The 12,945-nt window shown below is 45.7% G+C and carries 10 protein-coding genes and 1 tRNA gene; 5 read left to right on the forward strand and 6 right to left on the reverse strand.

The genetic code is table 11. The annotated features are described in order from the left end of the window. Positions 1 to 88: 88 nt before the first annotated feature. The gene (locus SPHMEL_RS00155) at positions 89 to 3,976 is read right to left on the reverse strand and encodes a S8 family serine peptidase (RefSeq protein ID WP_042666739.1); all 3,888 of its coding nucleotides are present in this window, start codon (positions 3,974 to 3,976) and stop codon (positions 89 to 91) included. Positions 3,977 to 4,366: 390 nt separating this feature from the next. On the opposite strand from SPHMEL_RS00155, the gene SPHMEL_RS00160 reads away from it, so the two are divergent. The 4 genes from SPHMEL_RS00160 to SPHMEL_RS00175 all read left to right on the forward strand — a co-directional run bounded on the left by SPHMEL_RS00160 (position 4,367) and on the right by SPHMEL_RS00175 (position 6,535). After that, positions 4,367 to 4,954, forward strand: a complete 588-nt coding sequence (locus SPHMEL_RS00160; protein WP_042666740.1) for a hypothetical protein — start codon at positions 4,367 to 4,369, stop codon at positions 4,952 to 4,954. Beyond that, positions 4,941 to 5,447 (forward strand): ribbon-helix-helix domain-containing protein, encoded by a 507-nt coding sequence (locus tag SPHMEL_RS00165; protein ID WP_042666741.1) that lies wholly within the window; start codon positions 4,941 to 4,943, stop codon positions 5,445 to 5,447. Before SPHMEL_RS00160 ends, SPHMEL_RS00165 begins: the two co-directional genes overlap by 14 nt. A gap of 361 nt (positions 5,448 to 5,808) precedes the next feature. Beyond that, positions 5,809 to 6,417: an archaeal proteasome endopeptidase complex subunit beta gene (psmB, locus tag SPHMEL_RS00170; RefSeq protein ID WP_042666742.1), complete on the forward strand. Its 609-nt coding sequence runs from the start codon at positions 5,809 to 5,811 to the stop codon at positions 6,415 to 6,417. A gap of 43 nt (positions 6,418 to 6,460) precedes the next feature. Further along, positions 6,461 to 6,535 (forward strand) — tRNA-Arg (locus SPHMEL_RS00175). A 599-nt stretch (positions 6,536 to 7,134) separates the two neighbouring features. Here the strand turns inward: SPHMEL_RS00175 and SPHMEL_RS00180 are convergent. Both SPHMEL_RS00180 and SPHMEL_RS00185 read right to left on the reverse strand, forming a co-directional pair. Continuing rightward, a complete protein-coding gene (locus tag SPHMEL_RS00180) occupies positions 7,135 to 7,542 on the reverse strand; it encodes a type II toxin-antitoxin system VapC family toxin (protein ID WP_042666743.1) in 408 nt (135 codons plus the stop codon). A 2-nt stretch (positions 7,543 to 7,544) separates the two neighbouring features. Beyond that, positions 7,545 to 7,790, reverse strand: a complete 246-nt coding sequence (locus tag SPHMEL_RS00185; protein ID WP_012608949.1) for a hypothetical protein — start codon at positions 7,788 to 7,790, stop codon at positions 7,545 to 7,547. Positions 7,791 to 8,364: 574 nt separating this feature from the next. Between SPHMEL_RS00185 and SPHMEL_RS00190 the strand changes: the two genes are divergently transcribed. Further along, positions 8,365 to 9,381, forward strand: coding sequence for an NOG1 family protein (locus tag SPHMEL_RS00190; RefSeq protein ID WP_042666744.1), 1,017 nt, complete (start codon positions 8,365 to 8,367; stop codon positions 9,379 to 9,381). Here SPHMEL_RS00190 and rtcA read toward each other — a convergent pair. The 3 genes from rtcA to SPHMEL_RS00205 are packed head-to-tail and all read right to left on the reverse strand — an operon-like array spanning position 9,353 to position 12,919. Next, positions 9,353 to 10,426: an RNA 3'-terminal phosphate cyclase gene (rtcA, locus tag SPHMEL_RS00195; RefSeq protein ID WP_042666745.1), complete on the reverse strand. Its 1,074-nt coding sequence runs from the start codon at positions 10,424 to 10,426 to the stop codon at positions 9,353 to 9,355. The genes SPHMEL_RS00190 and rtcA overlap by 29 nt on opposite strands. Further along, positions 10,407 to 10,934, reverse strand: coding sequence for a nicotinamide-nucleotide adenylyltransferase (locus tag SPHMEL_RS00200; RefSeq protein WP_042666746.1), 528 nt, complete (start codon positions 10,932 to 10,934; stop codon positions 10,407 to 10,409). Before SPHMEL_RS00200 ends, rtcA begins: the two co-directional genes overlap by 20 nt. Positions 10,935 to 10,975: 41 nt before the next feature. Further along, positions 10,976 to 12,919: a beta-CASP ribonuclease aCPSF1 gene (locus tag SPHMEL_RS00205; protein ID WP_012608954.1), complete on the reverse strand. Its 1,944-nt coding sequence runs from the start codon at positions 12,917 to 12,919 to the stop codon at positions 10,976 to 10,978. Positions 12,920 to 12,945 lie beyond the last annotated feature (26 nt).

The raw sequence follows: 12,945 nt of genomic DNA on the forward strand, positions 1-12,945 counted from the left end.
ACCCCGCTAACAAAACATCAGCGGGGAAACGCATCTGGAGGATGATTCTCGGGAAAAAACTGGTTACGGGTATTACTATATGGGGGGATTATGTGAGGAGCCAGGAGTAGTTTAGGCCTGTGATTACCCAGTCCTCTATTATATATGTCGTCGTGTTAACATAGTAGCTGGAGCCATACCTACTGTAAACCGGGAGACTCGGCGTTGTCATGGAGACTATTAGTGATATATCCTGCCTATCCAATGGTGAACCCGTGTTGGCCCACGACAACGTGTATGAGAATGTATAGTACGGCGGGTAGTAGCCGGTATAGCCTACCGGGGACACTGCGAATACCCTTATGCTCTGTGATTGACTACTGAGAGCTGGGTACGATGATACATCCACTTGACTACTGATAGCTTGGTACGATGATACATCCATCACAACACTTGACTCGGTCACAGGGTATGGGAACCATACCCTCAGTGTTGCAGTGCCTGATGCCGGCATGGACACTGATGGCAGTCTCTGCGGTATAGTTACTGGTTTAACTGTTAAAGTAAATTTCTCAAGATTAGTGCTTGAATCAAATAATACTGTTCTAACGATTATAGTGTATATTCCTAGAGTGGGCTTCTTAGACGGGTATAATCCATACCTGTAGGAGGTGCTTGGGAATATTATCGTTGATGAGTTACCGCCAGCCCCGCCTGTAGCATGCCACATGAATATACCGCTACCCATGTATGAATGCCATGACACGGATTCACCGTAGAAGATGCCGGCGAATAATCCATTCGGTCCAAGCGTGTATGCTACTAGTGATGTGTTGGGTAGGCTCCAGCTAGCTGTTACCTGTAAGTACGCTATGCTTGGACTACTTACGTTGACATAGAAGAACCTCCAGTCACCGGCCTCATACCTCCATTCCCAATCGTTCTCGCCTCTCAAGTGTGATGTGGGCATCGGGGAACTAACATCATTTAATGGGTTCAGTGTGGTCTGGATACCGGGTGTCAGTGAAGCAACGACCGTGTAGGTTAGAGGCACGTAGTATATCTGCTGTATTGATCCATAGTTGACCACTACCTTGATATATGACTGGTATACTGTTGGAACAGTTGATGAAGTCGTCGATATGGTACCATATAATGTGATGTTCCTGCCCGGATTAACGGTGAAGATAGTGGTTGGTAGGGTTATCGAGGTGTCTGGGACAACCTTATAGTATGTGATAGTTACTGGTATTGTTATGTTGACTAACTCGTAGAAGCCCTTGCTTGTATCAGTGTCGTTCCATAATCTACACCTTACGACTAGCTTGGCATCACCGTAGTAGGATGCGAAGGTATTCAGCCAGTACAATGGGGCAGCTATCTGTAACCTATTGTATGATGAAGTGTGGAGCCCGTAGTTGACGTAGGCTACCTCATCAACCTGTAATGGGTTATTGGGGCGGGTTGGATCATATGGGTAACCGTTTCTATCTGTATCATTCACCCATATGTATGCAAATACGTCTGCATCGTAGTCAGGTATGTAGTCCCCGTCTCCATCAAAGTACTTGAAGGGCATGTTCACCTCAACGCTCATTAATGCTGCATCACTTGGTATGTCTTCCCTGTTCAGTATTAAGTAGGATGAATAATGAAGCATTCCTCTCAGTAAACTCAATGTTAAATTATATGTTTTCACACTTGAAGCCGCGAATTTAACGCTTGATAGGGACACCTGTATTGGCGTCTGTGTTGGGTTAACTATTGATATATCGAATACCCTTGATAATCCACGCGGTATATCCGGGACGTATACACCGTAGTGACCCAGGGTACTCCACGATGATGGTATAGATGGATTGCTTGGGAATATTACCACCCCATACCACTGGAGCAGGCTTACTGGTATGTAGTCCCTCCAGTAGTAGAACCAGAGCTCTGAGAGCTTGCTGGAGACACCACTGTAGTAGCTCTTAGAATATATCAATGGTTCACTGTTCTCCAGAATACTTGAAACAGCCCTGTACACGTTGACTCTCCCAGCACCCTGATCTAGTGGCGGGTAGTTCAGGTAGTCGGCTGTATTCATCAGTATTTGTTTAACCGTGAACGGATTAGTGTATCTACCTTGCTCACCATACTTCTGGATCAACGCGCTTAGTATCAATGCCACCGATCCAGCGGTTAATGGTGTAGCATAGCTTGTACCACCGAACACTGTGTAATTGGTACTGTTCCAGCCTATAACGCTAGCTGTAAGCCCGAAGGCTCCAACATTGACTACATCGGGCTTCAAGTAGCCTGCTGGGGTAGGTCCCCTAGCTGCCCAGCTTATTATCTGATCCCATGTTATATTAGCATAGCCGTATAAGAGATAGTATGGCCACCATGAGGTAGAGGCACCAACGGTTATCACACCGGCCGCGGAACCAGGCGATGTCACAGTACCGTATCCGCCGCCACCGTTGCCGGCTGCCTGAACTATTATTATACCCGGGTACGAAGGATCTAGGAAGCCGGGTGTAACTAGGCCGTTCTCCAGCATAGAGGTGAAGTCGTAGCCGAAGCCTGAGATATCATATATGAACGAGCTTATACCCCAGCTATTGCTTATTATATCGGCCCTCCTGCTTCCAGTATAGTAGAGTAGGCCAGTTGATGGATCGCTATCGAATCCGGCTGCCCACATCATGCCTAGCTCTGTGTTACCCGAGTAGAGGGCTTTGACACCTATTATCTTAGTGCCTGGGGCTATGCCCTGTAGTAATCCACCATATAATACGTCATTGCCTCCAATAGCTGAGGCACAAGCTGTTCCATGCCCGTTGAAATCATAGAATATACTCAGGTATCTGCCCTTCAGGTCCCAGCCTGGCAGGAACCTGCCTGAACCGAACCACCACCCGAGATCATAGAAGAATCCACCGGCTACTCCAAAGCTGTAGCTCGGGTTAGCCGGGTTCGGGGACACTAGTATCCTGTCCCCGTAGTAGGATGCCCTCATATCGACACTATCAGTGAATACCCTGTTATTGTTGAAGTCTACATATAGCTCGGTGTAAACGCCGGGCTTTTCCGGGTCTGCCAGCACTAAGAACCTGACCACCGGTTTTGAAGCACCGACTAGGCTTAGATATGTTAATCCAACCATGTATACGCCGCTTGCTGAGGTTATACCTGTTACATTAAGTTTTATGTTTGCAGTGACTCGTATGTCAAGCTGTAAAGGCGTTATAACATGAAATATTGTGCCATTCGGTATTGTTATTAATCCATTGGTGGCCGTGAAACCATTGAATAATATCACCTGTGATTCATCCGCGTCTAGAACCAGTGGCTCCGTGATATTCACCAGCTCGCCATCCAGATCATAGTATTGCCCCTTATAGTAGGTCAGTTTATCACGTAGATTCGGGTGGCCGTAGTCCACACCGGTATCAACTACTGCAACTATCACGCCTTCACCGTTCAACCCATATTTTTCTTCAACGGTATCAACACCTGTTATCTGTCTTACAAACATTGTGTCTACCTCAGGTATCTCCTTGACTGGTGCTGTGTCAACGCTCTTCTCATCGATCTTCATGTTCAACAGTGTCAATGCTGGCTTCACCAGTACGTTGCTTAACACTACTCCCCCAGCGTTCTGGAATATGTTCGTAACAAGCTCTTTAGGTCCAAATACTTTAAATACATAGTTTCCAAGCTTATCCCTGATCAGCCTTGAAGAGGCAAGGTTAAGCTCTGCACCATTGTATGTGAACTTTGTGTTCTGTAGCCTATTATATAGGTCTTCCACGGTGTTGAGCGGGGTGGATTTATCTATCACTACCACCAGCGATACATAGTCGCCGTCGACCCTGTTAATGATATCCGTGACCCTCTTAACATTCTCCACCTTAAGTGGTGTGGCGGCTGCTAGGGACACCCCTGAGAACAATACTGCTAGTATTATTGTTAATACAAATAATACATGATATATCTTATGAGACCCCATTTTACACACCTAGCAATTAGAAATAGATGCGTCCGGAATATATAAGTTTTTCCTAATGGCATATAGGTGGGGAGTGTATTACAATTGAAAGCCCCGTCTTTTAGGGTGGGGTTGGAGATTTACGGGTTTTGTTTCCTCTTTTGTTTCTTGGTGATGAGTCTTTAGTGTTTACGGGCCTCAGCTATATTCGAGGCGGCGATCGCTGGAAACCATAGCCCCGCGTTAAGCGAGGTAGGGGTAGCGCGCCCGAGACCGGGCGCGGGGCTAAACCAGGCAAGAGCCTGGAATGAAGCCCCAAACCACCCCGCAAAACCCCATCCTTTAGGGCAGTGAGGATGTCAGTTTTTATCTCTCCCAGTAATAATTTAACATGATTGCTTGGTGAATCCAATGTCAAGGGAGATTAGAAGGAGATTTGTGCCGATCTCTGATGAAATCATACAGGAGGCGCTTGATGTTGCTGAGAGGTATGGTATGCCTTACAGTGTGATCATAGAGAAGTCTCTCGAGGGATTATTGAAGATAATGAAGTATAAGTCATCCATACTGGAGAGCATAGTCCTCGTCGATGCGGTGGATGATTTAAGAAGGCTTGGACTAGTATTCCTGCCCATGAGTATAGCGAGGAAGATCCTAGATGACCTCGATGAAGCCTTATTTAATCAGTTGCTAGAGGAGTTATCGAGGTCATCTAGGTGGTTTGGTGAGCTAAGCAGGGTTAAACGGGGTAGTTCCCCGAGGGAGTTCCAGACCTCTCTATCCCTCTGGATGCCGATGACAACTATCGATGTGGTGAAGGAGAGTGAAGAGGTATATAGGTTCGTGATCTCCATAGCTGATGTATCACCCAGGTTAATGCGCGTGCTTGAAAAAATATTGAGTAGTATGGCAGCCGGCTACGATCTTAAAATACTTGATCTAACAGTAAACATCAATACCGTGGTTGTGAAGGTGACCGGGTTCCTTGAGAAAGAGTAGGAAGACCATCGGCATCGACGCGGAATATATTGAAGCGCTTAAGGAGGTGGCGAGGAAGAGGGGGACCAGTATATCAGGCTATATGAGGCAACTAATAGATGAAGCATTGAAAATAGAGTCAATGGGCTACTATGCTCCCAGGGCTTTAATGGAGAGATGGGTAGAGCTTGTCTTATCAAAAGTTGGATTCGCATATATGCACGTGGATATATTGGAGCTTGAGGACCTTGATGAGATAGAGAGGAGAGGGGAGATACTTGGCTCAACGATAGCTGAGTTAGGTGTGGATTCAATGAAGATCATAGAGTTGCTGGGATTAAGTAGTGGTGTGGGTATTTCGCAGGGTTCCTCGATAATTCTACTACCGCAGAGTAGTAGGGTGAAGACTAAGATGTTTCACTTGATCAAGGGGTTGGCTAAGGGCTCAGGCCTTGTAATTTCCTCTAGCGGGAGCCTAGTAATAATATCTCCACCTAGGAAAACAATAATCTAACACCTTATCAATGCAACTACACAGAGGGAATATTTCCCAGTACAACCAGGGGGTTCAGGCCTTATATAGGTTTATTTAAATTGGTTTCATCACTTCATCCTTGTTCCCCCTGTATCCTGCTTGGGCTTGCATACGGCTTAGGGGTGTTCACTGGCACACCGGAGCCCGCTCACCCCGAGTACTTCAGGAATAGATTCATGCATGCAATTACATTCTTCAATAAAAGAATTCGATAGCAAACCTATATGAAAGCGGAAACAGCATACCGAGGCAGTTGCGGGTTCTGACTAATTTATAATCCAGGTATCTCTTTAAGATATAGTTAGGTTTCAAATCAAGAGAGCATATGGGAGTGAGCACAATGGGTGAAGTTGTTTTACCTGGCACAGCAATAGGGTTAAAAACCAGTGAGGGAGTAGTGTTAGCCAGCGAGAAAAGGCTGACGTATGACGGATTCGTGCTAAGTAGGAACGCTAGGAAAATACATATGATAACTAACCATATAGGCGTGGGCTTCGCCGGGTTAATGGGCGATGTAAACTTCCTGGTTAAGGTTTTAAGGCTTGAGGCCAAGAACTACGAGCTTCAACATGGAAGGGAGATTAAAACCAGGAACCTGGCGAAGCTTCTCTCAGTGATCCTTTACAGTTACAAGCTTGCACCCATGCTCACAGAGGTTGTTGTAGGAGGATATGATGAGGAGGGGCCCTCATTATATATCCTAGACCCTGTCGGAAGCGTGATAGAGGAGAAATACGTGGCAGTGGGCTCGGGTGCTCAACTAGCACTAGGCTACATAGAGCCAAGATATAATCCAGGCCTCGGCCTCAAGGAGGCTGAGGAGCTAGCGGTGAACGCTGTGAAAACGGTGATAGAGAGAGATGTACTATCTGGGGACGGGATAGATCTAGTAGTAATAGATGAGAACGGTTATCACTCAAAGGAAATCATATTCAAGATGACGGGTTAGAAATTTTATTATTCCAACCAAGGTAAATACAAACCTGAATAAAGGGCCCGTCGCCTAGCCAGGATAGGGCGCCGGCCTGCGGAGCCGGAGGCCCCGGGTTCAAGTCCCGGCGGGCCCGCTACATTCTCAGAGCTTCAACACATCCAGGTATTCGCGTATTCTAGACATCAACATGCGGTTCCCTGCTGATGTTTTGTTAGCGGGGTTAGCCCCTGGCCTGGGCTCACTTGCTTCACCCAGACTGCATGGGGCTCGGTCGAGCCCAACGCCGCAGGGCCCCATCCGGGTTTCTAGCACGGCCCTCACCGCAATGCGGATCACAGGAGCTCTAAGTACCCTAGAGATATCTACAGGAATTTAAAGTTATCTATAAATCCACAGCAGCCCCTATCTCGTTCTTCCTAAGCCAAGCAACCCAGCAAATCCCGGCAACAGCAGATAAATCAATGCAAGCAACCGTGGCAATGGAGATCACAGGGTGTATAGTAATAATCTCCCAGGAGAATACGTGCTGACCCAGGATCTAGCTGGGACATACCCTGGTAAAGACTAGTGTATAAGGATAGCTGCGAGCAACATAGTCCTAGACAGCCAGGGACACAGCATAACAGGGCCTGGAGGTTTTCGTAATGTAATAATACTATAAACTGCTATGAGAACCAAAATAACAGCCAAAGGCACGAGTTTTTACTTGGTTTAAAAGTGTATTATGGTAACTTAGTACTTGTTCTCTTTACTGATATCAATCGATGGTAGGGCTTTCACATACTTTGACGCTACTTGCCTTAACTTTGCATCATCTGTTACTAGTGTTAATTTCTCCTTCATCGCTACGTAGATATAGGATGCATCGTAGATGGTTAAGCCTTCTTTAAGCGAAAAACCGAGAACTTCTTTTTCAGATTCCTTTATGGTGTGTACTTCTATTATGTTGAATATGTTCGCGATGATCTCCGTGAGCTTAAAGCCTGTCTCCAAATTGATCCTTTTGATTAAATGTACTTCTTTCCATACAGCGTTGAGAGATTCATATAGTGCTAGGTCCAAAGTATGCGCTTTAGTGAAAACACTTAAATCACCGCGTTTCACTAGGTTCACAATAGCGCTTGAATCCAGTAGGAGCAATTCTACCTCCTCTCCCTATCTCCACGTATTAAATCTACTATTTCTTCATCTGGAATACCGGCTATTTCACTTAGTATATCCCTCAGTTTCTCTTCAAGCTCAGCTAGAATTCGTTTCTTAACCTCCTCCTCTAGAGCCCTCCTTATGACTGGTCCTGGTTTAATCCCATACTTATTCATGAGCTCCTTCAATCTCTTAGGTATCTTAGCTGAAACAGTTACATAAGACATACTCTTAACCAATAACATACGTTTATATGTAAACCCTTATAAGGTTTACCAAAAAGTATACCTACGTCGCGCGTGTTTCCAGCTGATTCTATGATATCTGACCTCCTCCCCGCCCTAAAGGGTTCGTGTCTGGTAGATACCTGTAATTGCCTGCTTCATCCCCTTATTTCTTATTTCCCCGCTCCGTCCGGCTTCATCCCTCACAATAGTGGAATACCCCGTATACCCACCCAGAGAATACCGGGAGAAACTATCCAGGCTCCACGGGAGAAAAGTAAAAGGTAATAGTCATCGAGGAAAGCGAGTGAAGACACCGAGAGAACAAACATATCCAAAAATATCCAAATTAGAAAGGATTTAGAACCCGCAACAGGCTAAGTACTAGTAACTCCTCGGGCGAAACATCCATGTTGAAGCAGTATTTGGCGGCAGCACCGGTTGTCTCCATATAATGGTGGCGATGACTATGAGTAGTATGGACAAGTAGTTAACACCCATAGATAGCATCGTATAAATCCCATATAAAAACCATAGTGACACCTTCATAATATTAAGTGATAATTAATATAGCTTCAACGGGGATAAAAGCAGTATGAGCATTAAAGACAGGAGGGAAAGGGATCTCAGTAGGTACTATATTAAGACTTATAGGGAGCTATTGAAACACGTGGACTCCAAGCTAAGGGGTCTGAGGACCCCTGCTACGGCTAGGAAGACTATATTGTTAAACAAGCTAAAGCTAGCCTATAGGATTATACACGATGAACTCGGCGTAATAGTGAGCGTTCTTGATGTGGTCGATGGAATGCCCGAGTTCTTTAGAGAACTATATAGGATCTACGTTGGCGAAGACCCTGATAGAACCAGGCAGGTGTTCAAGGCATATATGAGGATTGTCAAGGAGATCGCTCAGGAGTACCTGGATGAAATACGTAGAGGGAGTAGTGATCCAGTAAAAGTATTCAGGGAGGGATTAGGGAGGCTTCTCTCCCTGTATAGGAGGAAGGCAAGGATCATAGGGCTTGTGAAGAAGTACGTTAGCGAGGTGGCGAGGATGCCTGATGTCTCAGGAGATTATAGGGTTGTTATATCAGGGGTTCCTCAGGTGGGTAAATCCACACTTATCTCGAAGCTGACGAGGGCTAAGCCGGAGATAGGCTCGTACCCTTTTACAACCCGTAATATTATTGTAGGACATATGGTGGTTGGGGATATTGGCAGGATAGTCCTGATAGATTCACCGGGCATTATTGATACCTCGCTTGATGAGAAGAATATTATTGAGAAACGAGCCATATTAGCAGTAAAATACTTAGCGGATCATTTATTATTCGTGTTTGATGTCAACCCCTCCTTCTACTACTCTATCGAGGAGCAGCTCAGGGTGTATGAAGTAGTGAGGAAGCTGATAGGTGAGAAACCGGTTACACTAGTGGTGAACAAGGTGGATTTAGTGCCAGGCGACATACTTAGAGAAATGGTTGAATTAATCGAGTCAAGAACCGGCTTGAAACCCATTTGTATCTCAGCACTGCTGGAAATAAACATGGATGCTTTAAGAAAGGTATTAGTAGAGGCGTTTATGGCTTATACCCAACGCCCTGGATAGTTATTATACCTGGTTTACCCAGCTCTCCATCTACTTCTACCTTTGCCTCTGGAAAGAATAACTTTCCAACCTCTATGGCTGTTAACAAGTGAAGCGTGATCATTGAAACACCTATTCTACTTGTCCCCTTGGCTAGAAACAGATAGGGTATCAGCATATCGCCCATATGCCTATCGAAAGCCATGCCTGTCTCTAATTCCTCAATGAGTATTAGAGCGGCTTCCTCGCCTACTCTCTCAGCTGGTTTTCCTTTCTCGCCTAATGAATCACTGCCTAGTCTTATCCCTGGCTCGGCTTCAACGTAGATAAGGATGCCGCTTCCAGGGCCTAGATGAGGGTCTTTATCTGGTGGATAAGTCTCTATCTCCTCTGTTATTTTCTCCTTGAATATCCCTGAGAGAATACGTCTAGCCGACTCACACTGTCTCACAGCTACATGGGCAGGTAGCTTAACGCAGTAGCTGTGTATTCTGAAACCCCTTATACGCCCCCTTCTAACAATCATTAATGGCTTCAAGGCCTCCTCGACGCGTTTAACTTCCACATTAACTAACCCACCGCCCCTAGGATAGTGTCCCCTCCTCACCACTTCGATATTGGCTCTAACGCCCATGTGGCTTATATTGTATAGGAAGACGTGTTTAATATAATCTATTGGAGGGCTCCACGGTACATTTGTTCCCCCCTTTAACCTCACCCTTGAGTCTCCTTCGGCAAACAATAATACTGGAAGCATGGCTTGCAGTACTAGTGAAATGCTTCCAGCGGTTCCAATATCTATCTCCATCTCACCGCTTCTCCTACTGGTTGGTTTAAACAGGATCTCCATGCTGCCTACTTTCGCGTTCTCTACTTCAGCCCCTGTTACCTCTTTAAGTACTTCAACAGCTGTTAAGTGCTGGGGGCGGAGGCCTGGGTTGTCTCTTTTTGCTCTTATATTATATACCCTGATAGGCTTAAGTGTTAAAGCGGATAATGCAAGAGCATACCTAAGTATTTGTCCACCGCCTTCTCCAATACTGCCGTCAATTTCTAGAATGTTCATTCCTACACACCTCCCTTATTCTCTCGACTCCGTTTACTTCGTCTATGTATCTCGAGATAGCGTTTGGCACTAGTTTCCTCCAGTATTCATTGCCCTCGAGGATTAATTGCCTAATGTACGCACCACTGTATTTATCCGGCTCCACAAGCTCTACTCTAATCGTTTTAAACCCAGTCCACTTAAATAACTCGAGCACATGCGGGTTCCCTGAAGCAATACTTGAGACCCTGGGCACTAGGGAGAGAGTGTATGTTGTCCAGGCCATCGGCATATTGATGTCGGGGACCGGTATCAGCCAGGCCTTCTCAAACAACGCTTCCTCCTTGAGGGTTCTGGCAATCATTTCTAAGCGTTCCCCAGCTGTAAACGGGTTCCTACATGTAAAACCCTCCTGGGCGCTACCTATGGTTATAACTACTTCGTCAAAGCCCTCTAGAAGCCTTTTAACCGCGGATAAATGCCCATTGTGGAATGGCTGGAATCTACCCGGGAATAAAACCCTATTCATAGAGTCACCTGAACTCCACTAATCTGTGATAGATTTTAATGCTATGTTAAATTAATGGTGTCCAATATATTAGGCACTAGCACCTCGGGGCGCCCCTTAGACTTTAATTCCTTATCACTCCTAAGTAGTGTAGCCAGCGTGCTGAGTGCTGTGGGTTCTCCATGGTTCAGTAGTATCTTCCTTGGTCTGGGCGAGACGTCTCTAGCATACTCTAATAGCTCGCGTTGATCACTATGTCCACTAAAGCCCTCAATACTATATACCTCTAGCTTTATAGGTATTGCCTCAACCTTGTTTTCAACAACCATGGTTATCTCTCTAGCGCCGTCTTTTATTTTCCTACCAAGCGTCCCCTCAGCCTGATATCCTACGAACACCAGGGAGTTTCTCTCATCGCTGGCCAACAGCCTCAGGTAGTCTACTGCAGGGCCACCGGTGAGCATGCCACTTGTCGCTATTATTATGGATGGCTTGTCTTCAATGATGTCCGGCCTCGCCACCCCGGTTTCTATGGGTTTTAACCATTCTGATGTAAACGGGTTTTCTCCATTGTATATTGCTTCTCTAAGGGATTTATTCAGGTACTCAGGGTACTGTGTGTGTATAGCTGTTACCTCGTTAACTAATCCCTCGACATATATATTCATCCTTGGTATTCTACCGTTCTTCATGGCCTCATTAAGTATGAGTATTATTTCTTGTCCTCTTCCAACAGCGAATACCGGTATTAACACTACTCCGTTTCTCTCGCTCGTCCTCTTCACTATATCGATTAATTGTTGCTCGGCTTGAATCCTACTCTCCTGGAGGGTTGCTCCATAAGTGCCCTCCATTATGAGGGTTTCAACCCGTGGGAACACTGTATTAGCTTTATTGAGTAGTCTTGTCTCAGAGTACTTGAAATCCCCTGTATAGACTATATTATGGAGGCCCATGCCTATGTGCAAGTGGACTATTGCAGAGCCAAGGATATGGCCAGCATTATACATTGTGAGCTTTATATCCGGTGCTACATCCGTTACTTCATCATAGTCCACGGTTATAGTGTGAAGTAGCATTGTAGATATGTCCCTCTCTGAGAATGGTATGTACCTACCAGACCTTCTGGTTACATCAATCAAGTCCTTTAACATAACGATCATTAACTCCCTCGTAGGCTTCGTCACATACACGGGTCCACGGTAACCATACTTGTAGAGTATGGGAACTAACCCTACGTGGTCTAGATGGGCATGGGTCACTACGACACCATCCAGCTCCTCGAGTCTCAGGGAGTCTATTTCTAGGAATGGGTAAGCCTTATTGGGGTCGTCTATAGTGCCAGTGTTTAACCCGAGATCCAGCAGTATCTTACTCTCCCTTGTCTCAACTAATATAGCCGATCTACCAACCTCTCTGAAGCCACCTAGCCCTGTTACTTTGACATAGTTGTTCCTATATATTACATCCCTATGTATCCTCTCTCCGAGTCGCCTCAGATACTCGACTCTATAGCCACTCTGCTTCAATACATTATTGAGTACCTCGTAGAGGGTCTTCGATTCCAGTGGTGATGAACGCTGAGGGATAACACGCCACCCTGTTTTAGCCAGGATCAAGTGCCTCATCATGCTTCCTCTTCCAACCAGGTAGCCAGGCTTTTCTACTTTAACCCATACCTCGCCTAAGGCTTCATCGAAGTATATCCCATTGGGATCTATCCCGGCGTCTTTAGGTGCCAGTAGCTTTATTAGTTCCTTTGCCTCCTCTGGCGGAAGTCGGTTCTCAGGGGAAACCCTGATGACGACTCTCTTACGTACTTTCTTAGCTATATTCTGTGCTAGATCAAGGTATTTCTCGATGGCCTCCCTGTTCCTTACATATATTACTATGAAGGGGCCCTCGAACTCTATGTTAGATAACTCAAGCTCTGGAGGTATCTCTTCCATTATGTTCTTCAACAGCTCTAATTTGTTCTTCTCTAGCAGTATTCTATCTGGCTTCACAAGTCATCACACCACTCCTGTATTTC

The organism is Desulfurococcus amylolyticus Z-533, assembly GCF_000513855.1.
Classification (GTDB): domain Archaea; phylum Thermoproteota; class Thermoprotei_A; order Sulfolobales; family Desulfurococcaceae; genus Desulfurococcus; species Desulfurococcus amylolyticus.

What these genes read in the sequence shown, in the direction of transcription:
- SPHMEL_RS00155 (WP_042666739.1), bottom strand. Translation starts at nt 3,976, where the DNA reads ATGGGGTCTCATAAGATATATCATGTATTATTTGTATTAACAATAATA.
- SPHMEL_RS00160 (WP_042666740.1), top strand. Translation starts at nt 4,367, where the DNA reads ATGTCAAGGGAGATTAGAAGGAGATTTGTGCCGATCTCTGATGAAATC.
- psmB (WP_042666742.1), top strand. Translation starts at nt 5,809, where the DNA reads ATGGGTGAAGTTGTTTTACCTGGCACAGCAATAGGGTTAAAAACCAGT.
- SPHMEL_RS00185 (WP_012608949.1), bottom strand. Translation starts at nt 7,790, where the DNA reads ATGTTATTGGTTAAGAGTATGTCTTATGTAACTGTTTCAGCTAAGATA.
- SPHMEL_RS00190 (WP_042666744.1), top strand. Translation starts at nt 8,365, where the DNA reads ATGAGCATTAAAGACAGGAGGGAAAGGGATCTCAGTAGGTACTATATT.
- rtcA (WP_042666745.1), bottom strand. Translation starts at nt 10,426, where the DNA reads ATGAACATTCTAGAAATTGACGGCAGTATTGGAGAAGGCGGTGGACAA.
- SPHMEL_RS00200 (WP_042666746.1), bottom strand. Translation starts at nt 10,934, where the DNA reads ATGAATAGGGTTTTATTCCCGGGTAGATTCCAGCCATTCCACAATGGG.